This window comes from Microbacterium sp. Root553, assembly GCF_001426995.1.
In the GTDB taxonomy this organism is placed as follows: domain Bacteria; phylum Actinomycetota; class Actinomycetes; order Actinomycetales; family Microbacteriaceae; genus Microbacterium.
This window is the reverse complement of sequence record NZ_LMFY01000001.1, coordinates 2,339,200-2,364,478: the sequence shown is the minus strand read 5'-3', so window position 1 is coordinate 2,364,478 and position 25,279 is coordinate 2,339,200. Positions and strand designations below refer to the sequence as shown.

Sequence of the window (25,279 nt, the reverse complement as noted above, 5' to 3'; positions counted from 1 at the left end):
GTCGCTCTCGGGCCGTGGTCGGAGGAGCGCCGGCAGGCCGCTCTCACTGTGCTCGCGAGACGACCGATCGTGCGTGCCGGAGCACAGGCTCATCGATCATCCGCCCCTCGAAGCGGAACACCCCGCGCTCGACGACGGCGGCATCCAGCACGGCACGCGCCCAGGCGAGCGTCGCGTCGTCCGGGCGGTATGCGGCACGGATGACAGCGACCTGACTCGGGTGGATGCATGCGGTGGCCCCGAAGCCGGAGGCGACGGCATCTCTCGCTTCGCTCTCCAGCCCCACGATGTCGTCGATGTCGACGTGGACCGCGTCGATCGCCGCCTTGCCGTGCGCACCGGACTCGAGGAGCACCCGCGAGCGGGCGTAGCGGGCCACGTCCCGGTAGCCGCCGTCCGGACGCCGGCTGGACGTACCGCCGAGCGAGGCGACGAGGTCCTCCGCACCCCACATCATGGCGATCACCTGCGGATGCGCGGCGATGCGGGCGGCCGCGTGCACCCCCCGCGCGGTCTCGCACAGCGCGATCAGCGAGAACCGCGGGTCGAACGGCGCGAGGCTCTCGGGGCTCTCCGTCTTCGCCACCATGACGGTGCGGAAATCGGTCTGAGACAGGGTGGCGAGGTCGGACACGAACGCTTCGGTTCCCGGAGCGTTGACACGCACGACGACCCGATCGGGGTCGATGTCGGCGTCGATGAGATTGCCGCGCGCGGTGGCCTTCGCGGCGGGGAGCACCGCGTCCTCGAGGTCGAGGATCACGGCATCCGCCTTGTCGAGCGCGCCGCGGAACCGCTCAGGACGATCGGCGGGGCAGAACAGGAGCGCAGGTCCGAGTCGGAACGTCATCGCGTGCCTCCGTCCGCATCCGGTCGACGGTGCACGAGCACCGTGCGGGTCGCCGTCGCGACGACCACGTCGTCCTGATTCCGACCTGTGTGCGCGATCGTCACGATGCCCTGCCCGGGGCGGGATGTCGATCCCCGGCTCTCCACGATCACGCTCTCGGTGTAGAGGGTGTCGCCGGCGAACAGCGGATGCGGGAACGCGATGTCGCCGAGTCCGAGCTGCGCGACGAGCGTCCCCTGGGTGAGCTGTGCGACGGAGGCGCCGACCATCGTCGACAGGGTCCACATCGAGTTCATGAGGCGCTGCCGGAACGGCTCCTGCGTCTCGGCGAACGCCGCGTCGAGGTGCAGGCCCTGGGTGTTCATGGTCAACGTCGTGAAGAGCACGTTGTCCGTCTCCGTGGCCGTGCGGCCGGGTCGGTGCAGGTACCGCGCACCCACCTCGAACTCCTCGAGATACAGGCCTCGTTGGACGATGTCGTGCGAGCTCATGCTGCCACGCTACCCGGCGAGTCCGAGCGCGCGGGCGATCACCAGCAGCTGCACCTCGGTGGTGCCCTCGCCGATCTCAAGGATCTTCGAGTCGCGGTAGTGACGCGCCACCGGGAACTCGTTCATGAAGCCGTTGCCGCCGAAGATCTGGGTCGCGTCCCTGGCATTGTCCATCGCTGCCTCGCCCGCGACGAGCTTGGCGATCGCGGCCTGCTCCGCGAACGGCTTCCCCGCGTCGCGGAGTCGGGCGGCATGGTGCCATGCGAGTCGCGCGGTGTGCACGCGGGCCCGCATCCGGGCGAGGGTGAACTGCGCGTTCTGCCGGGTGCTCAGGGCGCTGCCGAAGATCGTGCGACTCTTCGCGTACTCCACCGAGGCCTCCAGGCATCCCTCGGCCGCACCGGTCGAGAGCGCGGCGATCGCGATGCGGCCTTCGTCGAGGATGCTGAGGAAGTTGCGGAAGCCGCTCCCTTCCGCGCCCAGGAGGTTGGCCGCGGGCACCCTCGCCCCGTCGAACGTCAGCGGATGCGTGTCCGAGGCGTTCCAGCCGACCTTGTCGTACGGCGCCTCGACGGTGAATCCGGGAGTGCCGTTCGGCACGATGATCGTCGATATCCGCTTGCGTCCCCCCTCTGTGCCCGTGACGGCGGTGACCGTGACGAATCGCGTGATCGGAGTGCCGGAGTTCGTGATGAACTGCTTCGATCCGTCGATCACCCAGTCGTCGCCGTCCCGGCGCGCGGTGGTCCTGGTCGCCCCGGCATCACTGCCGGCTTCGGGCTCGGTCAGGCCGAAGCCCGCGAGGGCGCGGCCGGCGAGCAGATCGGGGAGGAGCTCCTGCTTCTGCTCCTCGGTGCCGAACCGGAACACGGGCATCGCACCGAGGCTGACGCCGGCCTCCAGGGTGATCGCGATCGACTGATCGACGCGCCCCAGCGCCTCGATCGCGATGCCGAGCGCCATGTAGTCGCCGCCCTGACCGCCGTACTCCTCGGGGAAGGGCAATCCGAACAGACCGAGGTCGCCCATCTGGGCCACCACGTCCATCGAGAGCGTGTGCGTGCGGTCCGCCTCGTAGGCCTGCGGGGCGACGACGGTGTCGGCGAAATCGCGCACCATCGCCGCGAGCTCGCGCTCCTCATCGGTCAGCTGTTCGTTCATCGGTTCTCCTCCGTCGTCACTCGGGCGACCGCCTGGTCGCGCCGCACCTGATCGCCCACACCCACCAGCAGCCGCACCACTCCGTCGTGCGGCGCCGTCACCGGGTGCTCCATCTTCATCGCCTCGATCGAGATCAAGGGGGTTCCCGCTGCGACCGACGCCCCCTCGGTCACGTGCACCGCGACCACGCTGCCCGGCATCGGGGCACGGGCCTCGGGCTCCGCGGATGCCGTGCGCTCGTCGCGTGCGGCGAGCCTCCGCCGCATTCGGTCACGCCGCGAGATCGGCCGCAGGCGAGCGGTACGCCCGTCCTCCCCCACCCAGATCGCACCGTCGTCGTCGACGGCCGAGGCGATGCAGCCCTCGGGAGCTCGCGGATCCGAGCCGCTCTCGGCTCCTCCATGGGGCGAAGGCGCGATCAGCACCTCGTCCTGGTCGGTGAGCAGCGACACGGTCCGCACCGCAGTGCGGCTCAGGTCGCGCCATACGGTGCCGGCCCGACGGGAGAGGCCCGCGTCGCGCCCCCGCTCCACCTCGCATCCGAGCGCGAGCGCACCCGCGGCCGTGAGCATGGCCGGCGTCGGCTCCTCGGTGGACAGCGGCAGCAGCGTCTCGATGAGCCCGGTGTCGAGGTCTCCGGCGACGACCCGCTCATCCCGGCACAGACGACGCAGGAACGCGATGTTGGTGTCGACGCCCAGCACGATCGTCGTCCGCAGAGCCTCGTCGAGGCGCCGAAGGGCGGTGGCGCGGTCAGGAGCGACCGCGATGACCTTCGCGATCATCGGATCGTAGAAGCCGGTGACCTCGCTTCCCGTCTGCACCGCGGCGTCGACTCGCACGCCTTCCGGCGGCGCGAACAGCAGGATCCGTCCTGTCGAGGGAAGGAAGCCGCGCTCCGGCGACTCCGCGTACACCCGGGCCTCGACCGCGTGCCCGCGCACGGCGGGCGGCGGGTCGAGCCGTCCACCTGCCGCGACCCGCAGTTGAAGGGCGACGAGATCCAGCCCCGTCACCTCCTCGGTGACGGGATGTTCGACCTGCAGCCGGGTGTTCATCTCGATGAAGAAGACCTCGTCGGGCCGGTCGGCATCGATGAGGAACTCCACCGTTCCCGCGCCCACGTATGAGACGCTGCGCGCCGCCTGGACGGCAGCCTCGAGCAGCCTCTCCCTCGTCGGATCGGGGATGCCGGCCGACGGCGCCTCCTCGATGACCTTCTGATGGCGGCGCTGCAGAGTGCACTCGCGCTCGCCGAGCGCGATCACCGTGCCATGGGTGTCGCCGAAGACCTGCACCTCGATGTGGCGGGGACGGCCGATGAGTCGTTCCAGGATCAGCGCGTCATCTCCGAATGCGGACGCCGCGACACGCCGCGCCGACGCCAGAGCAGCGGGCAGCGCCGCGGCGTCGGCCACGACCTCCATGCCCTTGCCCCCACCGCCGGCGCTGGGCTTGACGAGCAGGGGGAATCCGACCGAGCCGGCCTCGTCGGCGATCTCGGCGTCCGAGAGGCCTCGGGCGTCGAATCCCGGCACCACAGGAACCCCGGAGCGCATCACGTGGTCGCGGGCCTTAGCCTTGTCTCCCATGATCTGCAGAGCATGCGTCGACGGCCCGATGAAGACGATGCCGCTCTCGGCGCACGCGTCGGCGAGGCCGACGCTCTCGGAGAGGAAGCCGTAGCCGGGGTGGATCGCCTGTGCGCCGGTGCGCCGTGCTGCGCCGATCACGGCGTCGATGTCGAGATACGAATCGGCCGCGGGTGCGGCCCCGATCCGCACCGCCTCGTCCGCCTCGTGCACGTGCGGAGCATCGGCGTCCGCATCGCTGTACACCGCGACGCTGTGGATGCCGAGCCGCCGGAGCGTGCGGATGATCCGTCGGGCGATCTCGCCACGATTGGCGACGAGCACGGTCTCGAAGGACGGGTCTTCTGTGGTGTTGTGCATGGTGGTCATGTCGATCACATCCGGAACAGGCCGAAGCGGGGCTCGGGCAGCGGGCTGCGGGCGATGACGTCGAGGGCGAGCCCCAGACGGTCGCGGGTCTCGGCCGGGTCGATGATGCCGTCGTCCCAGAGCCGGGCGGTCGCGTAGTACGGCTCGCCCTGGGTCTCGTACGTCTCTCGGATCGGACGCTCGAACGCGGCGCGCTCGCCCTCGTCCCAAATCTCCCCCCTCGCGGCGAGCTGGTCCTCTTTCACCGTGCCGAGGACGGAGGCCGCCTGCGCACCGCCCATGACGGAGATCCGGCTGGCGGGCCAGGTCCACAGGAATCTCGGGGAGTACGCGCGGCCGCACATCGAATAGTTCCCGGCGCCGAACGAGCCCCCGATGATCACCGTGAGCTTGGGCACCCGGGTGCTCGCCACCGCGGTGACCATCTTGGCTCCGTCCTTCGCGATCCCGCCGGCCTCGGCATCGGATCCGACCATGAAGCCGGTGATGTTCTGCAGGAACAGCAGCGGGATGCCGCGCTGATCGCACAGTTCGATGAAGTGCGCGCCCTTGAGCGCCGATTCGCTGAAGAGGACGCCGTTGTTCGCGACGATCCCGATCGGGTGTCCGTGCAGACGCGCGAAGCCGGTGATCAACGTCGTGGCGTATTCGGCCTTGAACTCGTGGAACGAGTCGCCGTCGACGAGGCGGTCGATCACCTCGTGCACGTCGTACGCCGCGTTCACGTCGACCGGCACGACGTCGTACAGCGAACCCGCCTCGGCGGGAGCGTGGCTCTCGCGCACCTCCCAGGCCGGGTCACCGGGGGCCGGCAGGGTGTCCACGATGTCGCGGAGGATCTCGAGCGCGTGCTCGTCGTCCTCTGCGAGGTGATCGACCACGCCGCTGCGCCTGGCGTGCATCTCACCGCCGCCGAGCTCCTCGGCCGACACGATCTCTCCGATCGCGGCCTTCACCAACGGGGGCCCGCCGAGGAAGATGGTGCCCTGATCGCGCACGATGACGGTCTCGTCGCTCATCGCCGGCACGTATGCACCGCCCGCCGTGCACGAACCGAGCACCGCGGCCAACTGAGGGATGCCCGCGGCCGACATCCGCGCCTGGTTGTAGAAGATGCGGCCGAAGTGCTCCCGATCGGGGAACACCTCGTCCTGCTTCGGCAGGAACGCTCCGCCCGAGTCCACCAGGTACAGGCACGGCAACAGATTCTCGAGGGCGATCTCCTGCGCACGCAGGTGCTTCTTGACCGTGAGCGGGAGGTAGGTTCCCCCCTTGACGGTCGCGTCGTTGCACACCACCATCACGTGACGTCCGTGCACGAGCCCGATCCCTGCGATGACGCCCGCCGCGGGCGCTTCTCCCCCGTACAGCCCCTCGGCGGCCAGCGGGGAGATCTCGAGGAAGGGGCTGCCCTCGTCGAGCAGCCGCGCGACGCGGTCTCGCGGCAGCAGCTTGCCTCGCGCGAGGTGCCTCTGTCTGGACTGCTCCGGGCCGCCCTGCGCGGCCGACGTCAGCCGCCGGCGCAGCTCCGCAGCGAGCTCCTGCTGGGTTGCGGGCATCGTGACGTCCTCCTCGACCCACGGTGCGCCGGCGACATCGCCCTGGCGCACGTCATGCATTCTCGGTTAGTGTGCACTAACCGATGACATCAGGTTAGCGAGGATTAACTGAGATGACAAGCCCCGTCACCGCGCGCGATCGCGCCAAGGCAGAGCGCTCGGACGCGATCCTCCGCGAGGCCGCCCGGCTGTTCGCCCGGAGCGGGTACAACGGCGTGAGCCTCGAGGACATCGGGGCGGCGGTCGGCGTATCCGGCCCGGCCGTCTACCGTCACTTCGCGGGCAAGCAGTCGCTCCTCGGAGCCGTGCTGGTGAAGGTCAGCGTCGACCTCGTCGACGGCGGATCGCGCGTGGCGGCGGAGGGTGCGACGCCCGAGGAGCGGATGCGTGCGCTGATCGAGTTCCACGTGGAGTTCGCCCTCGGCCATGCGGATGTGATCCGCGTGCAGGACCGGGATGTGGCGCATCTCGATGCGCGCGACCACGCAGAGGTCCGGCGCCTGCAGCGCGCCTACATCGAGCTGTGGATCGAGACCCTCTCCCCCCTCATCGACGCCGACGCGGACGAGAGACGACTGCGGGTGCAGGCGTGCTTCGGGCTCATCAACTCGACGCCGCACAGCACCAGGGCGGCCGCCAGACAGCGCTCCGCCACCGCGGCCGTGCTGGCCGCGATGGCGGAATCGGCGCTGCGCGCGGTCACCTGAGCAGCATCGCCCGCCCCGGCTGCTCCAGGACGTCGGCGACGTCGCGAAGGAAGCGCGCCCCCTCGGCGCCGTCCACCAGCCGGTGGTCGAACGACAGGCTCAGCGTCATCATCTGGCGCAGTGCGATCTCGCCCCGGTACTCCCAGGGCTGACGCCGGACGGCCCCGACAGCGAGGATGCCGGACTGCCCCGGGGGAAGGATCGGCGTCCCCGCATCCACACCGAAGACCCCGATGTTGGAGATCGAGAAGGTGCCGCCGAGGAGTTCGGCCGGCGAGGTCCTGCCGGATCGGGCGGTCGATGCGAGAGAACCCAGCGCATCGGCCAGCTCGAGGAGAGTGAGCGTCTGCGCGTCGCGGATGTGGGGCACGATCAGTCCGCGCTCCGTCGCTGCGGCGATACCGAGATCGACGTAGTCGTAGCGAATGATCTCGCCGGACTCCGCGTCCCACCGTGCGTTCAGCTCCGGGGCCCTCCCCAAGGCGAGGCAGACGGCCTTGGCGACGACGGAGAGCGGGCCGATCCGATGACCGGCCAATGCGCGATCCTCTTTGAAGGTCGACAGCAGCTCCATGGTCGCGGTGACGTCGACGGTGTGGAAGACCGTGACATGGGGCGCCGTGAAAGCGCTCTCGACCATGGCGGCCGCGGTGTGCTTGCGCACACCTCGGATGGGCACGCGCGTCTCGCGTCGCCCCTCGTGCAGGGTCGACGCAGGAGGAACGATGTCCTCGATCACCGCGACGCCCGCGACGTCGGGAGCGGTGCCCCCGACGCGCCGCTCGTAGTCCTCGATGTCGTCGCGGGTGATCACACGATCTCCCACGACCGCGGCGACCAGAGCGAGATCGACGCCGAGGCGCTTGGCATACGCCCTCACCGGCGGCGTCGATCGAGGACGCTCGACCGTCGTCTCCACGCTCGCGCGAGGAGCTGCGTCGTGCGGAGCCGCTTCCAGGACGGCGGTGTCCACGGCTCGGTGTGTCGCCGCGGCACGGCGGGCCCGACGGGCGGGTCGGCCCGCGGACGAGGGCGCGGCGCCGTATCCGACGAGGTTCGGCTGCGCCTTCTCCTCCCCCCGTGCCTCCTCGGACGGGGTCTGCGCACCCGGGGCCTCGTCGGATCCCGCGACGTCGAACGCGATGAGGGGCGCACCCACCGGCACGGTCTCGCCCGCCTCCGCGTGCAGCACGGTCACCCTGCCCTCGTAGGGCGAGGGCAGCTCGACCACGGCCTTCGCGGTCTCGACCTCGGCCAGTGTCTGATTCAGTGCCACCTCGTCGCCCGGCGCGACCAGCCACTGCACCACCTCCGCCTCGGCGAGACCTTCGCCGAGGTCGGGCAGTCGGAACTCCGCGATCATGCGTCCGCTCCCGTCAGGCTGTGCGGGCGGTCCAGCACCCGGTCCACCGCATCCAGCAGTCGGTCGAGATCCGGAAGATGGTACTTCTCGAGCTTGGCCGGCGGGTAGGGGACATCGTGTCCCGTGACCCGCAGCGGTGCGGATTCGAGGTACTCGAAGCACCGCTCGGTGATGCTGGCGATGACCTCCGCCGCCACCCCGGCCTCGCGGGACGCCTCATGCGCGACGACGACGCGGCCGGTCTTGCGGACCGACGCCGCGACGGTGCCGTAGTCGACCGGCGACAGGGAGCGGAGATCGACGACCTCGAGCGAGATCCCCTCGTCCTCCGCGGCCTCGGCGGCCTGCAGCGCCGTGGTCACCATCGCACCGTAGGTGATGAGCGTGGCATCCGTCCCCGGGCGCACGACGCGGGCGAGGCCCATCGGCGCGGCATCGGCGAGCGGTGCGTCGAGATCGACCTGCCCCTTGTGGTGGTAGAGCCGCTTGGGCTCGAAGAAGATCACCGGGTCGTCGGACGCGATCGCCTGGCGCAGGCTGCGGTAGGCATCCTCGGGGTTCGACACGGCGATCACCCTGAGCCCTGCGGTGTGCACGAAGTAGGCTTCCGGCGACTCCGAGTGATGCTCGGCGGCACCGATCCCCCCGGCCCACGGGATGCGGATGGTGATGGGCATCCGGACACGCCCCTGCGTGCGGTAGTGCAGCTTGGCGACCTGGGCCACGATCTGATCGAACGCGGGATAGACGAAACCGTCGAACTGGATCTCGACCACCGGGCGATAGCCGCGGAACGCGAGTCCCACGGCCATGCCGACGATGCCTGATTCGGCCAGTGGGGTGTCGATGACCCGCTTCGCGCCGAACTCGTCGAGCAGTCCGTCGGTGATGCGGAAGACTCCTCCGAGCTTGCCGATGTCCTCCCCGAGCAGCACGACCCTGTCGTCGTCGCGCATGGCCTGTCGCAGTCCCGCGCCCAGCGCCTTCCCGAGGGTCATCTCCGTCGCGGCCATGGTCACGCCTCCCCCTCGAACGACGCGAGGTGAGCCGCATACTCGTCGCGCTGACGATCGAGGCCCGAGTGCGGCTCGGCGTAGACACCGTCGAACATGGCGAGCGGCGGACGCGTCACCATGCCGAGGCACTCCGCGCGCATCTCGCGCGCGATCTCGTCGGCGGCCGCCTGGGTCGCGGCCACGTGGTCGTCACCGAGTTCCCCGAGATCGCGCAGGTGCTCCTCCAGACGGGAGATGGGGTCGCGACGCCGCCAGTCGTCGAGCTCCGCCTGCGGGCGATAGCGGGTCGGGTCGTCTGCGGTCGTGTGGGGGCCCATCCGGTAGGTCACGGCCTCGATGTACGCGGGCCCCTTGCCTGCCCGTGCGTGGGCCAGCGCCCACCGCATCGCCGCCATGCAGGCGAGCACGTCGTTGCCGTCGACGCGCACGCTCGGGATGCCGAACCCCGGCGCGCGACCCGCGATCGGATACGCGGACTGCACGCTCACCGGCTCCGAGATCGCCCAGTGGTTGTTCTGGCAGACGAACACGACGGGCGCCCCGTAGGACGCCGCGAAGATCATCGCCTCGTTCACATCGCCCTGGCTGGTCGCTCCATCGCCGAAGTAGGTGACCGCCACCTCGTCGGCCTCGTCATGGAGGATGCCGAGGCCGTAGCCCACCGCATGCAGAGTCTGGGCGCCGATGATGATCTGCAGAGGTGCGACGCGCAGAGCGTCCGGGTCGTGCCCTGCGCCTTCCTCCCCGCGCCACATCCGCACGTAGTCGCCGGGCTTCGCACCGCGCGCGTAGATCACGCCCGTCTCGCGGTAGCTGGGGAACACGTAGTCCCTCGCGGCCAGCGCGCGCGCCGTGCCGATCTGCGTGGCCTCCTGGCCCTGACACGGAGCCCACAGCCCCAGCTGGCCCTGCCGCTGCAGCGCGACGCCCTCCGCGTCGATGCGGCGGAGGATGACCATGTCGCGGTGCAGCGCGCGCAGCTGCTCGGCGTCGACGTCGTCGACGAAGGCGTCGAGTCGGGGGTTCGCGACGCGCTGACCGTCCGGCGCGATCATGCGCTCGGTGAGCTCGAGATCCTGCGCGGTGTCGGCGATCGGGGTGACCTGCGGTGACATCGTCGTCCTCCTGGGTTCGTGGCCGCCGGCTCGGGTTCTCCGCGCAGCCCCGGCCTCATCGCCGGTTCACTCGAGCGTACGTCCGCTCATCACCTCGCTCAAGCAATGGGGATCGGCTTGAGCATGTTGCCAAATATCGGCCCGACCTGCCCTGCTATGGTTTGGCACTATGGCTGGACTCGACCGCATAGATCTCGAACTGCTCGCCGCACTCGCGGATGACCCGAGGGTCACCATCGTCGCCCTCGCCGAGAACCTCGGGCTCTCACGGAACACCATCCAGGCGCGCATGGCGAGGCTGGAGCAGACGGGCATCTTCCAGTCCTACGAGCGCTCGTTCTCGACGGACGTCCTGGGGTTCCCGCTGCAGGCGTTCGTGAGCATCGGCGTGCGGCAGACCGAGCTCCCCCGCATCATCACGGAGCTCGCGCGGATCCCCGAGGTGGTGCAGGCGCACGGGCTCAGCGGATCGATCGACCTGCTCGCACGCGTCGCCTGCCGCGACGCGCGGCATCTGTTCGACACCGACGCACGCATCCTGTCGATCGAGGGCGTCGAGCGCACCGAGACCTCACTGGCGATGGGCGAGGTGATCCCGTTCCGGGTCGCCGGTCTCATCGGCCTCGCGCGACGGGAATCCTGAGGAAGCGGCGGACGGCGCCCGCCGCTTCGGCCGGCGTCTCGTAGTGGATCAGGTGTCCGACGTGCGCGATCTCGACGAGGGTCGCCTCGTCGAAGCGGGTGGCCAGCTCACGCTCGACCTCGATCGGGGTGATGTCGTCGCGCTGGGCGGCGATCAGCAGTGTGGGGGTGGCGATCTCCGACGCGAACTCGCTGACGTCGTGCGACACGCTGGTGACGAATGCGTCGCGCAGCACATCGCGGTCGGCGAAGCGTGAGAAGTAGGTGTCGTGCTGGTCGTGGATGAAGCGGCGCAGACCCCGATCCGAGGTCTTCGCCATCGTGACGCTCATCACTCTGACGACCGCCCTGTTGCGCAGCAGCGCGGTGCCCAGCTTCTCCGGAAGCCGCGCACCCAGGGCGTAGTAGAGCACCGCGAGGCGGGTCATGATCCCCTTCGGCCCCTCCAGGGCCGGAGCGCCGATCGGGTTGACCAGGATCAGCTTCGGCGTCTCCAGGCCGCCCGCCACCGCAGCAGCGGCGACGATGGAGCCGAAGGAATGGCCGAGGATCACGGCGCCGGGCGCGACCGCGTCCGAGAACTCGCGCAGCCATCCGACATACTCGTCGAGATCGTACGTGCGCCCGCTCACCGGAACCGTCTCCCCGAACCCCGGGAGATCCGGAGCGATCACACGGACCTCGGGGAGATACGCGAGGACGGGCTCGAGACCGTGGTGCTCCCCGCGGAAGCCGTGCACGGCGACGATCGTCGTCGCGGCGTCGGCAGGACCGTACGTCCAGTAGGCCGTCGTGCCCCCGCGCACCTCCACCTCGTGACGTTCGACCGGAAGTCGGCTGAGGCGGTCGGCATACGGCGAGGGCACGGGCATGCGTCCAGTGTACGGAGGCCGGGAGCGGCATCCCGTGTCCCTCCGCGCGGATGTCGGAGACCGGATCTACGGTGAAAGCATGCCTCAGGTCTCGTCCCTCCCCCATTGGATCACCCGCGTGGGCGTGTTCGATCTGGAGACGACGGGTGTCGACGTCGAGAACGACAGGGTCGTCACCGCGCACGTCGGCCTCCTCGACGCGGACGGGCGCGAGATCGCCGCGAGGGACTGGCTCGCAGACCCCGGGATCCCCATCCCCGACGGCGCCACCGCCGTCCACGGCGTCACCACCGAGCACGCCCGCCGCCTGGGCAGGCCCGTCGCCGAGGTGGTCGCGCAGGTCACGGGAGCCCTGCGGTCGCTGTTGTCGCAGGGCGTTCCCATCGTCGCCTACAACGCGGCGTACGACTTCTCGCTGCTGGCACACGAGGCCCGTCGACACGGGGTGCTTCCGCTCGAGGACCCCGCACCCGTGATCGACCCGCTCGTCATCGACAAGGCGTACGACAGGTACCGACCGGGCAAGCGCACGCTCGAGGTCGTCGCCGCGCTGTACGCGGTGCCCCTCGACGATGCGCATCAGGCGTCGGCGGATGCGGTCGCCGCAGGTCGCGTCGCCCAGGCTCTGGCCCGCCAGTTCGTCCTCCCCGACACGCTCGACGAGTTGCACACACGACAGATCGGATGGGCGCGCTCCCAGGCCGCGAGCCTCACGGAGTACTTCATCCGGATCGGTCGACTCGATCCTGACGACAGGCTCGACGGCGAGTGGCCCGTGCGGGCACGCCGCGATGCGGAGGAGGTGGATCCGCATGCGCCTGCGCACCGATGACGCCACCCGTGTCGAGAGCACCTGGAAGCAGTACGTCCCGTCAGCCGTGCTCCACGACGTCGACCGTCAGCGCTTCTTCTTCGACTGGCATTCGGCAGATCTGACCGGCGCGAGCGTGGTCCGCTACGACCTCGCCGCGGAGGTGCGCTCGACCGTTCAGCCCGAGAATCAGTTCCTCGTCTGCCGGATCGAGGGCCCTGCCGTGCGCATCCGCTCCGACCGGGCCGACCTCGATGCGAGTCGTCCGTGGATCAGCGACGGCGCCCGAGTCCACTCTCACTGGGAGCGCGGAGCGCGGGTCAGCGCCGTCGTGTTCGAACCCACGTCATTGCAGCGACTCGCCCGCACGATCAGCGGCGACGACACGCTCTCTCTGCACGCATCGGACCTCTCGCCCCGGTCGGCCTCGCTGGCGGCGGCCTGGGATCGGATGTTCACCTACCTCGAGCGCAGCCTGGCGGAGCTCGACGATCACGACGAGCTGCTGCGTGCGGAGCTCGATCGTCACGCGGCCGCGGCGACGCTCGCCACGTTCTCGATCGCTGGTGCGCCACGACGTCAGCGGTCGGCGCAGACGTCGCCGGCACCCGTCACGGTGCGTCGTGCGCTCGAGTTCATCGCCGAGAACGCGCACCGACCCATCACCGTCGACGATGTGGCGACGGCCGTGCACATCTCGACGAGGGGACTCCAGTACGCCTTCCGCCGTGCGCTCGACACCACGCCGGCCGAACGCCTGCGCCAGGCGCGTCTCGACGGTGCCCACCGCGAGCTGCGGTCGGGGGCTCCGTCGACCGTGTCCGCGGTCGCCCGTCGATGGGGATTCTCGCACCCGTCGCGCTTCGCCACGGCCTATCGGGAGAGCTTCGGAGTGCTGCCCTCGCAGACGGTCGCCATGCACGGCCGATGACAGTTCGCGCACGACCTGTTCGCGAACCGCGCGCAGGGAGGCCACGTGCCGGGACACTCGAGTCGCGGGCGAATAGATTCTCGACCATGGGTTACCTCTACTACGGCGGATCGGACCCGATCCGGATCGACGACCGCCCGCTCGCGCATCTCAAGGTCGTCATCGCGACGAAGCTGCGCCGCAACGAGAGCTTCACCCTCACCTGGCGACACCCCGACGACCAGCCTCAGGGTCGCTCCACGGTGTGGCTGCACCCCTCGATCCCCCTCCGTTTCGTCTTCGACGAGGCGGAGGCCACGTCACTGAGCCGCCGGTGGATCGAGGCACTCGCCCACTCGGCGAACTCGACCGGCGGCGTGATGCTCGTCGACGAGCTGCTCGATCCGCCCGAGGACGCGTTGAGCGTCTGACACACCGGCGTGTGCCGTGGCGTCTGACACACCGGCGTGTGCCGTGACCCTCATCCACTGTCAAGTCCCTCGCCGCGCCGCGGCCACGGTGTCAGACTGTAGGCGATGACAGGACGATCGGTATGACGGGTACCCGAGGGGATGGCGAGGCCGTGTGCCGTTCCGACGCCGCACGGCACGGGACCGTCACAGTCGTATCGCGAGGCGAGCCGGCGGTCTCGGTGGTCATCCCCGTGAAGGACGATGCGGCGCTGCTGACGCGCTGCCTGTCGGCGCTCGCCGCTCAGGATCGACCGGTCGACGAGATCATCGTCGTCGACAACGGCTCCTCCGACGACTCGGCCGATCGCGCCAGAGCCGCGGGGGCGCGTGTCGTGCGCTGCGATGATCCCGGGATCCCGGCTGCGGCGTCCGCCGGCTACGACGCCGCCCGCGGCGATCTCATCCTCCGTCTCGACGCGGACTGCGTGCCGGAGCCTGGATGGGTGCGAGCGGTCGTCGGCGCGTTCGCCGCGGACGCGGACATCGCCGCGTTCACCGGTCGAGCGCGGTTCACCGACGGGCCGGCCGCGCTCCGCACGCCGTTGGAGCTGCTCTACCTCGGTGCGTATCGCGCGCTGCTGGGCCTCACGCTCGGGCATCCGCCGCTGTTCGGCTCCAACCTGGCATTCCGCCGCGAGGCATGGGAGTCCGTGCGCGGCGAAGTGCATCGCGACGACCCCGAGCTGCACGACGACCTCGACCTCGCTTTCCATCTCGGCAGGGGGCACCGCATCGGCATGCTGCCGGAGGGCCGTATGGGGATGTCGATGCGACCGTTCACCGATGGCCGGTTCGGCCGTCGGGTGCACCGGGGGTATCGCAGCGTCGTCGTGCATTGGCCCCACGACTTCCCTCCGCGACGGTGGCGACGTCTTGTCACGGAGAGTCTGCGCCGACGTGCGGCGCGGCGGGTGCTCGCATGAGCACTCCTGCGGTCATGGGGCCCGCGTCGGCTCCGGACCTCCACGTGATGTCCTTCAACATCCGTCGCGCGATGGACAGTCCCCTGGTCCGCCGAGCAGACCGGTGGGGCCGGCGCGCCCCGGCCGTCGCGGCGCTGCTCGAAGCGGAGGGCCCGACGATCCTGGGGCTGCAGGAGGTGCGGCCCCAGGCGCTGCGCGTCGTCCGAGAGGCGCTGGGCCCGCGGTACCGGTCGCTCGGTCGAGGTCGCGGGAGACACGGCGACGGCGAGGGCACTCCGATCCTCTACGACACCTCGCGGGTGACGCTGAGGTCGTGGACCCAGCAGGCGCTCTCGGACACGCCCAGCATGCCGGGATCGATCGGCTGGGGCAACCTGATCCCCCGGATCCTCGTGGCCGCGGAGTTCACGGATGTCGCCACCGGCCTGTCTCTGCTGGTCGTGAACACCCACCTCGATCACCTCTCCCGCGCCTCGCGTGCGCACTCCGCGCGCGCCGTCGTGGCGCTCGTCGCCCGCAGCACCGCGCCGGCCCTCGTGATGGGTGACCTGAACGCCGGGGACGGGTCGTCGGCCGTGCGGGCTCTGATCGCGGGAGGGCTGGCGGACAGCTGGAGCGAGGCGGAGACGCGGCTGACCCCCGAGTGGGGCACGTGCCCGGGGTATCGACCTGCCCGCGCCGGAGGACGCCGCATCGACCGGATCCTCGTCACTCCCGGCATCCACGTGCGGGAGGCCGCCATGAACGACCGATCGTTCGACGGCATCCGCCCCTCGGATCACCTGCCGGTGCAGAGTCTGCTCACGATCGTGAAGGATGGCCGATGACTCTCAGAGAGGACTTCCTGCGTCCTCCCCGCACCGCCGCGGAATGGGCGGCGGACGCCCTCCGTGTCATCGGAGTGGTCGCGGTCGGTGTCGCGGCGATCGTGCTCGCGCCGACGGACGTCGGGATCACCGCGCTCGCCCTCCCCGCCCTGATGCTGCCACGGATGCTGGGCCTGCGCGGATGGTTCGATCTGACCACGTGCGTGCTCGTCCTCGCGGCGGCGTGGAGCAACGTGTTCGATCTGTACCGCAGCGTCCCCGGATGGGATCTGCTGCTGCATTTCGCCTGCACCGGCGTGCTCGCGGTCATCGCCGCCGTCGTGCTCACGCGCGCCCGGATCGCGCCGATCACCCGCGGCGACGCGGTGTCGGCTCGTACCCCGCTCGTCCTTCTCCCCCTGATCGCGCTGGCGCTCAGCGCGATGTGGGAGATGGTCGAGTGGCTGGGCCTGACGTATCTGAGCGACGAGATCTTCGTGACGTATCAGGACACGATCGGCGACATGGTCTTCGGCGGTCTCGGTGGTCTGGTCGCGGGCCTCGCACTCGTGTTCGCGCCCGTCGAGCGCGCGGCACGAGAGGCGAGCGATGCAGGCATGGTCGCGTCAGCAGTCGTGCGGGAGTAGGGCGGGCGGGACTTGAACCCGCGATCGTTGGGTTATGAGCCCACTGCCTTAACCAGCTTGGCCACCGCCCCGCGCAGACCAGCCTAGCGGGCCGATGGAGTCAGACCGGTGTGGCCTCGATGTGCGCGCGCACGTGGCGGAGATAGGCATCGGCGTTGTCGCGGAGTCCCACCCTCTCGTCGTCGGTGAGGGGTCTGCGCACCGTGGCTGGTATCCCCGCGACCAGGGATCCGTCGGGCACCTGAGTGCCGCCGAGGACGACGGCACCGCCCGCCACGAGGCACCCTGCGCCGATGACCGCGCCACTGAGCACCACGGCGCCCATGCCGACGAGCGAGCCGTCGCCGATCGTGCAGCCGTGCACGACGGCATTGTGTCCGATCGACACGTCCGCTCCCAGGAGCACGGGATGGTCGGCGTCGACGTGGACCGAGACGTTGTCCTGCAGGTTGCTCCGGGCACCGACGGTGATGGAGGCGGAGTCCGCGCGCAGCACGGCGTTGTACCAGACGCTCGAGCCTGCGGCCAGCGAGACCTGTCCGACGATGCGCGCACCGTCGGCGACGAAGACGTCCTGAGCGATCGAGGGCTCCTTTCCCGGAAGTGCGAGAACGGATGCTCCACGTGCGATGACCATGAGGGGAGACTACCCTCACATCCCAGGAATACCGCGTGTTTCCGGGGCACTAAGCCGAGCCTTCGCTTGCTTGCGGAATGTTTTCAGATGAGTAGCGTTGTCTTCATCAGGTACGAGAAGAGCACTTCAGAGGAGCACAGCATGAGCAAGGTACAGACCGTTCCCACCACCGCCAGCGACCCGACCGTGGCAGCCGCAGCGGCTCAGTTCCTCTCCCCCGTCGTCCTGGGACTGCAGGCACTGACGGTCAACGGCAAGCAGGCCCACTGGCACGTTCGCGGCGCGAACTTCGTCGGCGTGCACGAGCTGCTCGACACGATCGTCGCCCACGCCGGTGACTTCGCGGACACCGCGGCCGAGCGGATCGTCGCCCTGGGGCTCCCGATCGACGCCCGCGTCAGCGCCGTCGCCGCCAAGGCCGGAGCCACCTCGGTTCCTGCAGGCTTCACGCAGTCCGACGAGCTCGTGCGCGCCGTCATCGCCGACATCGACGCGATCCTCGTCGATGTGAAGGCCGCGATCGACGGTCTCGACGAGGTCGACCTCACCAGCCAGGACGTCGCGATCGAGGTCATGCGCGGACTCGAGAAGGACCGCTGGTTCCTCGTGTCGCACATCGCCGCCTGATCACCAGACGTATCGACGAGGGCACCGGGGTCATCCCGGTGCCCTCTTTCGCGTCCGAGTGCCCTCTCTCGTGTCCGGGAGTCTCAGGCGCCGTGCGTGACGCGGCCGGCCACGAGCGTCGCGATGACCGGCATGGCGCGCAGATCCGCACCCGAGGCCTGCAGCGGATCGACGCCGCAGAGGGCGATGTCGGCGAGCTGTCCAGGGCGCAGGGTGGTGCGGACGCTGGCCTGGAGCGCCTGCGCACGAGTGAGTCGCTCCTCCGGATGCCACGCGGCGCGATCGTCATCGGTGCGAGTGACCGCAGCGGCGATCGCCTGCCACGGATCCAGCGGGGCGACGGGGGCATCGGATCCGAACCGGAGCTCGACCCCGGCGTCGCGGAGGGCTCTGAGCGGGTAGCCCACTGACGTCTGCCCGGCCCAGTGCGTGCCGACGAGATCTCGGTCGTCGAGAGCGTGCTGAGGCTGCACACTCGCGATCAGCCCGAGGCGACCGAAGCGGGCGAGATCCGCGTGGCGCACGAGCTGTGCATGCTCGATGGTGCCGGCGGCACCGGAGAGGGTGAAGGCGTCGAGGGCTGCGGTGACCGCGCGGTCTCCGATCGCGTGCACGGCGACGCCGAGACCGCCCCCGGTCGCGGCGGTGAGGAGTTCGGTGAGCTCGGCGGGCGGGACCGTGAGCACTCCGAAGTTCTCCGGATCTCCGGGATAGGGGTGCGAACATGCGGCCGTCCGAGTCCCCAGCGATCCGTCGCTGATGACCTTCAGCGGTCCCACGCTGATCAGCCCGCGAGCGGCCTCCGGCGTCTCCGAGTGCTCATGCGGGTCACCGGATCGCAGTCCCTCGGCGATCGCCCGTGTCAGGTCGGAGGGGTAGATCGCGAAATCCACCCTGTGTGCGGCGAACCCTGCGGCGACGCGCCGTGACCAGGCCTCGGCATTCCAGGCCATGTCGAAGTCGACGAGTCCGACAACCCCTCGCGATGCCGCGCGCTCACCCGCCGCTCGGACGGCGATGTCGGCGCGAAGCGGCTCGACGGCGTTCAGCCGTCGCGAGATCTCGAACGCGTCCTGCTCGCGCAGCATCCCGTCAGGGCTCGAGAACCCCTCGAGCCGCAGCGCGGCGGAGTTCAGCCAGGTGCTGTGCACATCGGCGTTGATCAGGTATGTCGGCACGGTGCCGGTGGCGCGGTCGAGCAGCGCGAGTTCGGGAGCGTCCGGCCACAGCGCATCGCGAAAACCGCTGCCGACCTTGCGACCGTCGGGCAGAGGCGCGGCGGCCGCCATGATCGATGCGGCCTCCGCCGCGGACGATGCCCCTCCGAGCGCGACGCGTTCGGTCGCGAGCGCCCACTGCACCGTGTGCACGTGGTTGTCCCACAGGCCGGGGACCGCCCAGGCCCCGTGTCCGTCGAGGACCTCGCCGGACGTGCCCAGCGCTCCTGCCGGCGCGATGTCCGCGATCAGCCCGTCGTCGAGGAAGATGTCGACCGGCTCGTCGTCGATCAGGAACTCACTGCCGGGGCCCGCGATGCGCACGTTCGCGACGGTGCCGATCCGGGATCCGACGCCGCTCATCCGGCCGCTCCGAGACGGGCCTGATGCGCGCGCCTCATGTCGGCGGCGAGTTCGGGCTGTGCGTACGGCCCGTCGCCCTCGAGATGCGCGATCACCGCCTCGATCGTCTCGGCGTCCTTGTTCTGGCTGAGCTTGCGCTTGGCGACGACGCGCGTCGGTGTGAGGCGGAATCCGACGGTGCCGGCGGCCAGCCGCTCGATGAACGCGGGATCGTTCGGACGCTCCCACATCCGGCGCGGATCCGGCATCCGCGCCTCGAACCGGTCGACGAGCCGGTCCAGCACACGGAGGTTCTCCTCATCGCTCAGGATCTCGGGGACCCCGGCGAGGTGCACGGCGGTGTAGTTCCACGTCGGCACGGCCTGGACGTCGCCGTACCACCCCGGCGAGATGTAGCCGTGAGGCCCCTGAAGGACGACGAGCAGTTCGCGCTCGCCCATGCCGTGGATCCGGTCATCGGGGCGTCCGACGTGGCCCACGATCGTGAGATCGTCCCTCCCGTCGTCGAGCAGCACCGCATAGTGCGAAGACACGAGGCCCTCAGGGCCGTCGCTCACGATCGTCGCCCACGGATTGCCATCGATGACACGACGGATCTCCTGAACGTCCGCAAGCGTGAAACTGGGATTCTGACGCATCCTCCCAGCCTACGGTCGACGGCTCACGCCTGGCAGCGCGGACACCAGTAGAGCTTTCGCGCGCCGATCTCCTCGAGTGCGATCTCGGTGCCGCAGATCCGACAGGGCAGGCCCGCCCGGTGGTAGACCCAGTGCCGATCGTCGCGGTTCGCCATCGCTGCGCGATACTGCGCGGCGGAGAGGTCGTCCATGGTCATCATCTGACCTGTCTCGACGCCGATGGGGAGCAGACGCACCCAGTCGTGCCAGAGCGCACGCACCACGTCCTCCGGAACCTCACGCCCAGGCGTGTGCGGGTTCAGTCGCTGACGGAAGAGCATCTCGGCGCGGTACACGTTGCCGATGCCGCTGACGACGGCCTGGTCCATCAGGAGCAGCGCTATCGCGGTCGGCTTCCGGCGTACGGCGCGGACGAACCGCGCCTCGTTCTCCACCGGATCGCCCACGAGCGGATCGGGGCCGAGCTTGGCGACACTCGCCAGCATCTCCTCCGGGGTCTGCAGCACGCACGCCGTGGGTCCGCGCAGGTCGGCCGCGGTGATGTCGGTCATCAGCCGCAGACGCACCTGACCCACCACCGGCGGCGGCCACTCCAGCCCTTCATCGGCGAGTCCCTTCGTCTGTTCCGACATGCGGACGTGCACGCGGGTGCGTCGTGGTGCGCCGATGGACGAAAGCGAGTTCTCACCCGCCTCATCGAGGATCGCGTCATCCGACGCCGCGCCGTCGACCGGCTCCTCGTCGATGATCGTACCCCGCTGGTTCGTTTGGCCCATGCGTCCGTTCGCGGCGGCGATGGTCAAATCGACGATGATGTCGCCGGCGAAGTCCCAGGCCCCGTAGAGGCCCAGGTGCACCCGGAGCCAGACGTCGCCCTCCGCTTCGAGGAACATCTGCTTGCCGACGGCCTGCACGCTCAGCGCTTCACGCCCGTCGAGGACGGCGGCGCCCTCGGCGAACCGCCCCTGGGGGCTCGAGGCGCTCAGCGCTTTGCCGACGAAGTTGCGGTCGAACTGCCGTGCGATGCGATGTACGGAATGCCCCTCCGGCATGTCAGGCCCGAGGGTCCGGAAGCAGCGAGCCGTCGCGCTCGAAGTCCGCGATCTGACCGATCCGTCGCACGTGCCGCTCGTCGTGCGAGAAGGGGGTCGCGATGAACGTGTCGATGAAGGAGGTGACCTCTTCGAACGTGTGCTGGCGCGCGCCGATCGAGATGACGTTCGCATCGTTGTGCTCGCGGGCGAGCTCGGCGGTCGAAGTGTTCCAGACCAGAGCGGCACGCACGCCCGCGACCTTGTTCGCCGCGATCTGTTCGCCGTTGCCCGATCCTCCGAAGACGACCCCGAGGGTCTCGACGCCCGCAGCCTGATCCGCCACGACGGCCTGGGCCGCGCGGATGCAGAACGCGGGGTAGTCGTCGACCGCGTCGTACTCGATCGGACCATGATCGACGACCTCGTGCCCGGCGCCGCGGAGGTGCTCCTGCAGCTGCGTCGAGAAGTCGAGACCGGCGTGATCGGTGGCGATGTGGATGCGCATGGCATCCATCCTAGAAGCGCAGCCCCTCAGCGGATGCTCACGGGGCGATGCCGGAGGCGGCCGGCTTGAAACCCGCACGCACGTTCTCGCAGCAGCCAGGACGACAGACGTCGAACGCCCCGGGGAGAGAGGTCACGTGCGGTCGCTCCTCGTTGGGGCGCCCCTCGAGGCGCTCCACGATCAGATCGACGATGCCGGTGACGAACGAGGGCGCGACACCCGGCGTCGGGGTACGTGTGAAGGCGAGCCCCGCCTCTTCGGCGGCCTCGGCCGCCTCGGTGTCGAGATCCCAGAGCACCTCCATGTGATCGCTCATGAAGCCGACCGGGACGACCGCGACGGCCTTGCGCCCGCGTGCGGGGAGCTCGCCGATCACGTCGCACACGTCAGGCTCGAGCCACGGCTGCGATGCGGGGCCGGAACGGGACTGGTACACCAGCTCCCACGACACCTCCGCAGCCTCGGGGATGCTCTCACGGACTCTGTCCATGACCCAGGCGGCGACCGCGAGGTGCTGAGCCGCGTAGGCGCCGCCCTCTCCCCAGTCGATGTCGCGGGCGCCGGAGCGCTCCGCATCGGCGGTCGGGATGCTGTGGGTGGAGAAGAGGATCTGGATCTCGGAGGGCGCGATGCCCTGACTCATGAACGTCTCGACGGCCTCGCGCACACCCGTCTCGAAGGACTCCACGAATCCGGGGTGGTCGTAGAACGGACGGATCTTGTCGATCGTCACCGTCTCGCCGAGATTCGTCTCCTCGAGCACACGGGCGAAGTCCTCGCGGTACTGTCGGCAGCTCGAGAAGGAGCTGTAGGCGCTCGTCGCGAAGGCGAGCAGCGTCCGCTTCCCGTCGGCCGCGGCCTCGGTCACGACCTCCTCGAGGTACGGGCTCCAGTTGCGGTTGCCCCAGTACACCGGCAGATCGATGCCCCGGCGGGCCAGCTCGCCCTCGAGCGCCTCCTTCAGGATGCGGTTCTGTCCGTTGATCGGGCTCACACCGCCGAAGTGACGGTAGTGGTGCGCGACCTCCTCCAGGCGCTCATCGGGGATGCCGCGGCCGCGCGTGACGTTGCGCAGGAACGGGATGACGTCATCCTGACCCTCCGGCCCGCCGAAGCCGGCGAGGAGGATCCCGTCATAGGCGACGGGAGTCGTCATATAGGGCGCGCCCGTGGAGGCGGCAGCAGAGGAAAAGCGGACGGTGTTCGGCTCGATCGCGGTCACCCCTTCATTCTTTCACCTCCGGAGAGCGTGACAGGCCGCCGTGCTGGCGTAGGCTGTCAGGGTTGCCGTGGGCGCCAACTGCGCTGGGTTGCGGCAGCATCCCCTCACCCCTGGGAGTACCGCTGTGCCTGGAGAGAACCTCACCCGCATCGAAGCGCAGGAGCGCCGTGACGTCGTCGACACCCAGTCGTACGAGGTCTCGCTCGACCTGACGAAGGGCGCCGAGGTCTTCGGATCCCGCAGCGTCGTGCGCTTCACCGCGACGCCGGAGAGCTTCACCTTCATCGACCTGATCGCTCGCGAGGTGCGCGAGATCTCGCTCAACGGCGAGCAGCTCGACCCCGACGAGGTGTTCGAGGACTCCCGGATCGCCCTCTCCGGTCTGCAGGCCGAGAACGTCCTCGTCGTCGACGCGGACTGCGCCTACACCAACACCGGAGAGGGGCTGCATCGCTTCGTCGACCCCGTCGACGGCGAGGTCTACCTCTACTCCCAGTTCGAGGTCCCCGACTCGCGTCGCGTGTTCGCGGTGTTCGAGCAGCCCGACCTCAAGGCCACGTTCCAGTTCACGGTGACGGCACCGTCGTCGTGGAAGGTCGTCTCCAACTCCCCCACCCCCGAGCCGATCGTGCACGACGACCACTCGGTCGCCACGTGGGGCTTCGAGCCCACCCCCCGCATCTCCTCGTACATCACGGCACTCGTCGCCGGACCGTACGAGTCGACGTTCTCCGAGCTCACCAGCGCCTCGGGTCGCGTGATCCCCCTCGGCGTCTACGGCCGCAAGAGCCTGTGGCAGCACCTCGACGCCGACTACATCTTCGACAAGACGCGCGAAGGCTTCGCGTATTTCGAGTCCAAGTTCGGCGTCCCGTACCCGTTCGCCAAGTACGACCAGCTCTTCGTGCCCGAGTTCAACGCGGGTGCGATGGAGAACGCCGGGGCGGTGACCTTCACTGAGACCTACGTCTTCCGCAGCAAGGTGACGGATGCCGTCAAGGAACGTCGTGTCGTCACGATCCTGCACGAGCTCGCCCACATGTGGTTCGGCGATCTCGTCACGATGAAGTGGTGGAACGACCTCTGGCTCAACGAGTCCTTCGCCGAGTGGGCCTCCACCATCGCCACCGCCGAGGCCACCGAGTGGACCGAGGCGTGGACCACCTTCAACGCCATGGAGAAGACCTGGGCGTACCGCCAGGACCAGCTGCCCTCGACGCACCCGATCACCGCCGTGATCAACGACCTCGAAGACGTGCAGGTCAACTTCGACGGCATCACGTACGCGAAGGGCGGTTCCGTCCTCAAGCAGCTCGCTGCCTGGGTCGGCATCGAGGAGTTCTTCGCCGGCGTCTCGCAGTACTTCCAGAAGCACTCCTGGGGCAACACCGAGCTCAGCGACCTGCTCACCGAACTCGAGGCCACCAGCGGTCGCGACCTGACGACCTGGTCGAAGAAGTGGCTGGAGACCGCCGGTGTCAACACGCTCGAGCCGCTCATCGCCGATGACGCCGACGGCACCATCACGCGTTTCGCGGTGACGCAGACGGCTCCCGCCGACTACCCCACGATCCGCCCGCACCGTCTCGGCATCGGCTTCTATACGCTCGAGAACGGCGCTCTCGTGCGCACGCACTACGCGGAGGTCGATGTCGACGGCGACCGCACCGAGGTCCCGGAGCTCCACGGGCTCACGCGTCCCGATCTCGTGCTGCTCAACGACAACGACCTCGCCTACGCGAAGATCCGCCTCGACGAGAAGTCCCTCGCCACCGCGATCGCGCATCTCGCCGACATCAGCGATCCCCTCGCGCGATCGCTCGTCTGGGGAGCCGCCTGGGACCAGACCCGCGACGCCGAGACCGCAGCCTCCGATTACATCGACCTCGTGCTCGGCAACATCGGACGCGAGACCGAGTCGACGACCGTGCGTACCACGCTCGCCCAGCTGCGCACCGCTGCCACCTTGTACGTCACCCCCGAAAAGCGTCTCGCTGCGCGGCAGAAGATCGCCGACGGCATCTGGGCGCTGGCCGAGTCCGCGGAGTCGGGCAGCGACAGCCAGCTGCAGTTCGTGACCGCCTTCGCCGGATCGCTCGTCACCCCGGAGCACGCCGGCATCATCGGCCGTCTGCGATCCGGCGAGGAGACGCTCCCGGGGCTCGAGATCGACGCCGACCTCAACTGGCAGCTGCTCGTCGGTCTCGCCACGATCGGCGCCACCGACGCGGCCTCCATCGATGCCGCACTCGCGGCCGACAACACCTCGAAGGGTGGCGAGTTCGCCGCCCAGGCCCGAGCGGCTCTGCCCGACGCCGCAGCCAAGGACGCCGCCTGGGAGTCGCTGATCGAGCGCGGAGATGCGCCGAACACCATCGTCCGATCCGCCGCACTCGGCTTCGTGCACCCGGCGGGTGCCGAGGTGCTGCGGCCGTTCGTCGCGAAGTACTTCGACATGCTGCTCCCGATCTGGGAGTCGCGCACGTACCAGATCGCCCAGTATCTGATCGTCGGGCTCTTCCCCACCGCGATCGCCGATGCGGAGCTGCGCGACGCGACGAGGACCTGGCTGTCGGAGAACCAGGACGCGGCTCCGGCACTTCGCCGTCTCGTCCTAGAGAACCTCGCCGACGTGGAGCGCGCACTGTCCGCACAGTCGCGCGACGCCGAGGACTGAGACCCCCCTTTCGATCAGGCCTCTGCGCGGTGTGTCCAGCCCGCGCAGAGGC

General features: G+C 69.5%; 25 protein-coding genes and 1 tRNA gene. 10 read left to right on the top strand and 16 right to left on the bottom strand.

Features of this window, described 5'->3' with window-relative positions; translation table 11 throughout:
- Window positions 1-43: 43 nt before the first annotated feature.
- Genes ASD43_RS11020 through ASD43_RS11000 form a run of 5 tightly spaced genes read right to left on the bottom strand, consistent with a single transcriptional unit; the run spans window position 44 to window position 6,022 of the window.
- Entirely contained in the window at window positions 44-850 is an 807-nt protein-coding gene (locus ASD43_RS11020) for an HpcH/HpaI aldolase/citrate lyase family protein (RefSeq protein ID WP_056417358.1), read from the bottom strand.
- Entirely contained in the window at window positions 847-1,341 is a 495-nt protein-coding gene (locus ASD43_RS11015; protein WP_056417354.1) for a MaoC family dehydratase, read from the bottom strand. The genes ASD43_RS11020 and ASD43_RS11015 overlap by 4 nt, the downstream gene beginning before the upstream one ends.
- 9 nt (window positions 1,342-1,350) lie before the next feature.
- Window positions 1,351-2,502, bottom strand: coding sequence for an acyl-CoA dehydrogenase family protein (locus ASD43_RS11010; protein WP_056417351.1), 1,152 nt, complete (start codon window positions 2,500-2,502; stop codon window positions 1,351-1,353).
- Window positions 2,499-4,463, bottom strand: a complete 1,965-nt coding sequence (locus tag ASD43_RS11005) for an ATP-binding protein (RefSeq protein ID WP_056419519.1) — start codon at window positions 4,461-4,463, stop codon at window positions 2,499-2,501. The genes ASD43_RS11010 and ASD43_RS11005 overlap by 4 nt, the downstream gene beginning before the upstream one ends.
- 5 nt (window positions 4,464-4,468) lie before the next feature.
- Complete coding sequence (locus tag ASD43_RS11000; protein ID WP_056419516.1) at window positions 4,469-6,022, bottom strand: carboxyl transferase domain-containing protein; 1,554 nt, start codon at window positions 6,020-6,022, stop codon at window positions 4,469-4,471.
- A gap of 113 nt (window positions 6,023-6,135) precedes the next feature.
- Between ASD43_RS11000 and ASD43_RS10995 the strand changes: the two genes are divergently transcribed.
- Entirely contained in the window at window positions 6,136-6,729 is a 594-nt protein-coding gene (locus ASD43_RS10995; RefSeq protein WP_056417348.1) for a TetR/AcrR family transcriptional regulator, read from the top strand.
- Here ASD43_RS10995 and ASD43_RS10990 read toward each other — a convergent pair.
- Genes ASD43_RS10990 through pdhA form a run of 3 tightly spaced genes read right to left on the bottom strand, consistent with a single transcriptional unit; the run spans window position 6,722 to window position 10,223 of the window.
- Window positions 6,722-8,092 carry a dihydrolipoamide acetyltransferase family protein gene (locus ASD43_RS10990; protein ID WP_056417345.1) on the bottom strand — a complete coding sequence of 457 codons (1,371 nt, stop codon included), beginning with the start codon at window positions 8,090-8,092 and terminating at the stop codon, window positions 6,722-6,724. The genes ASD43_RS10995 and ASD43_RS10990 overlap by 8 nt on opposite strands.
- Window positions 8,089-9,105, bottom strand: coding sequence for an alpha-ketoacid dehydrogenase subunit beta (locus ASD43_RS10985; RefSeq protein WP_056417342.1), 1,017 nt, complete (start codon window positions 9,103-9,105; stop codon window positions 8,089-8,091). Before ASD43_RS10985 ends, ASD43_RS10990 begins: the two co-directional genes overlap by 4 nt.
- A gap of 2 nt (window positions 9,106-9,107) precedes the next feature.
- Window positions 9,108-10,223: a pyruvate dehydrogenase (acetyl-transferring) E1 component subunit alpha gene (gene pdhA, locus ASD43_RS10980; protein ID WP_056417339.1), complete on the bottom strand. Its 1,116-nt coding sequence runs from the start codon at window positions 10,221-10,223 to the stop codon at window positions 9,108-9,110.
- A 169-nt stretch (window positions 10,224-10,392) separates the two neighbouring features.
- On the opposite strand from pdhA, the gene ASD43_RS10975 reads away from it, so the two are divergent.
- Entirely contained in the window at window positions 10,393-10,866 is a 474-nt protein-coding gene (locus ASD43_RS10975; RefSeq protein WP_056417336.1) for an Lrp/AsnC family transcriptional regulator, read from the top strand.
- On the opposite strand, the gene ASD43_RS10970 is transcribed toward ASD43_RS10975, so the two are convergent.
- Window positions 10,838-11,737 (bottom strand): alpha/beta fold hydrolase, encoded by a 900-nt coding sequence (locus ASD43_RS10970; RefSeq protein WP_056417334.1) that lies wholly within the window; start codon window positions 11,735-11,737, stop codon window positions 10,838-10,840. The two genes, ASD43_RS10975 and ASD43_RS10970, sit on opposite strands and share 29 nt — an antisense overlap.
- Window positions 11,738-11,816: 79 nt before the next feature.
- On the opposite strand from ASD43_RS10970, the gene ASD43_RS10965 reads away from it, so the two are divergent.
- The 6 genes from ASD43_RS10965 (at window position 11,817) to ASD43_RS10940 (ending at window position 16,307) form a co-directional block, all read left to right on the top strand.
- A complete protein-coding gene (locus ASD43_RS10965) occupies window positions 11,817-12,569 on the top strand; it encodes an exonuclease domain-containing protein (RefSeq protein ID WP_056419513.1) in 753 nt (250 codons plus the stop codon).
- Entirely contained in the window at window positions 12,550-13,479 is a 930-nt protein-coding gene (locus tag ASD43_RS10960) for a helix-turn-helix transcriptional regulator (RefSeq protein WP_056417331.1), read from the top strand. The genes ASD43_RS10965 and ASD43_RS10960 overlap by 20 nt, the downstream gene beginning before the upstream one ends.
- Window positions 13,480-13,565: 86 nt before the next feature.
- Complete coding sequence (locus ASD43_RS10955; protein ID WP_056417328.1) at window positions 13,566-13,889, top strand: DUF7882 family protein; 324 nt, start codon at window positions 13,566-13,568, stop codon at window positions 13,887-13,889.
- Window positions 13,890-14,011: 122 nt separating this feature from the next.
- Entirely contained in the window at window positions 14,012-14,854 is an 843-nt protein-coding gene (locus tag ASD43_RS10950) for a glycosyltransferase (protein WP_082539358.1), read from the top strand.
- Entirely contained in the window at window positions 14,851-15,681 is an 831-nt protein-coding gene (locus tag ASD43_RS10945) for an endonuclease/exonuclease/phosphatase family protein (protein WP_056417325.1), read from the top strand. Before ASD43_RS10950 ends, ASD43_RS10945 begins: the two co-directional genes overlap by 4 nt.
- Window positions 15,678-16,307: a hypothetical protein gene (locus ASD43_RS10940; protein ID WP_056417322.1), complete on the top strand. Its 630-nt coding sequence runs from the start codon at window positions 15,678-15,680 to the stop codon at window positions 16,305-16,307. Before ASD43_RS10945 ends, ASD43_RS10940 begins: the two co-directional genes overlap by 4 nt.
- Here the strand turns inward: ASD43_RS10940 and ASD43_RS10935 are convergent.
- Both ASD43_RS10935 and ASD43_RS10930 read right to left on the bottom strand, forming a co-directional pair.
- Window positions 16,305-16,378 (bottom strand) — tRNA-Ile (locus ASD43_RS10935). The genes ASD43_RS10940 and ASD43_RS10935 overlap by 3 nt on opposite strands.
- A gap of 29 nt (window positions 16,379-16,407) precedes the next feature.
- Window positions 16,408-16,944: a gamma carbonic anhydrase family protein gene (locus tag ASD43_RS10930; RefSeq protein WP_056417319.1), complete on the bottom strand. Its 537-nt coding sequence runs from the start codon at window positions 16,942-16,944 to the stop codon at window positions 16,408-16,410.
- A 141-nt stretch (window positions 16,945-17,085) separates the two neighbouring features.
- Between ASD43_RS10930 and ASD43_RS10925 the strand changes: the two genes are divergently transcribed.
- A complete protein-coding gene (locus tag ASD43_RS10925; RefSeq protein ID WP_045255174.1) occupies window positions 17,086-17,571 on the top strand; it encodes a Dps family protein in 486 nt (161 codons plus the stop codon).
- 83 nt (window positions 17,572-17,654) lie between these two features.
- On the opposite strand, the gene ASD43_RS10920 is transcribed toward ASD43_RS10925, so the two are convergent.
- From ASD43_RS10920 to ASD43_RS10900, 5 genes are read right to left on the bottom strand one after another with little or no spacing between them, the layout of a single operon-like run.
- The gene (locus tag ASD43_RS10920; protein WP_056417316.1) at window positions 17,655-19,151 is read right to left on the bottom strand and encodes an amidohydrolase; all 1,497 of its coding nucleotides are present in this window, start codon (window positions 19,149-19,151) and stop codon (window positions 17,655-17,657) included.
- On the bottom strand, window positions 19,148-19,789 hold the full coding sequence (locus ASD43_RS10915) for an FMN-binding negative transcriptional regulator (RefSeq protein ID WP_056417313.1): 642 nt from the start codon (window positions 19,787-19,789) through the stop codon (window positions 19,148-19,150). Before ASD43_RS10915 ends, ASD43_RS10920 begins: the two co-directional genes overlap by 4 nt.
- A 23-nt stretch (window positions 19,790-19,812) precedes the next feature.
- Complete coding sequence (locus ASD43_RS10910; protein ID WP_056417311.1) at window positions 19,813-20,841, bottom strand: Fpg/Nei family DNA glycosylase; 1,029 nt, start codon at window positions 20,839-20,841, stop codon at window positions 19,813-19,815.
- Window position 20,842: 1 nt separating this feature from the next.
- Window positions 20,843-21,328: a ribose-5-phosphate isomerase gene (locus ASD43_RS10905; protein WP_056417308.1), complete on the bottom strand. Its 486-nt coding sequence runs from the start codon at window positions 21,326-21,328 to the stop codon at window positions 20,843-20,845.
- A 37-nt stretch (window positions 21,329-21,365) separates the two neighbouring features.
- Entirely contained in the window at window positions 21,366-22,550 is a 1,185-nt protein-coding gene (locus ASD43_RS10900; protein ID WP_056417305.1) for a ferrochelatase, read from the bottom strand.
- A gap of 124 nt (window positions 22,551-22,674) precedes the next feature.
- Here ASD43_RS10900 and pepN point away from each other — a divergent pair, with 124 nt between their 5' ends.
- The gene (pepN, locus tag ASD43_RS10895; protein ID WP_056417302.1) at window positions 22,675-25,227 is read left to right on the top strand and encodes an aminopeptidase N; all 2,553 of its coding nucleotides are present in this window, start codon (window positions 22,675-22,677) and stop codon (window positions 25,225-25,227) included.
- Window positions 25,228-25,279 lie beyond the last annotated feature (52 nt).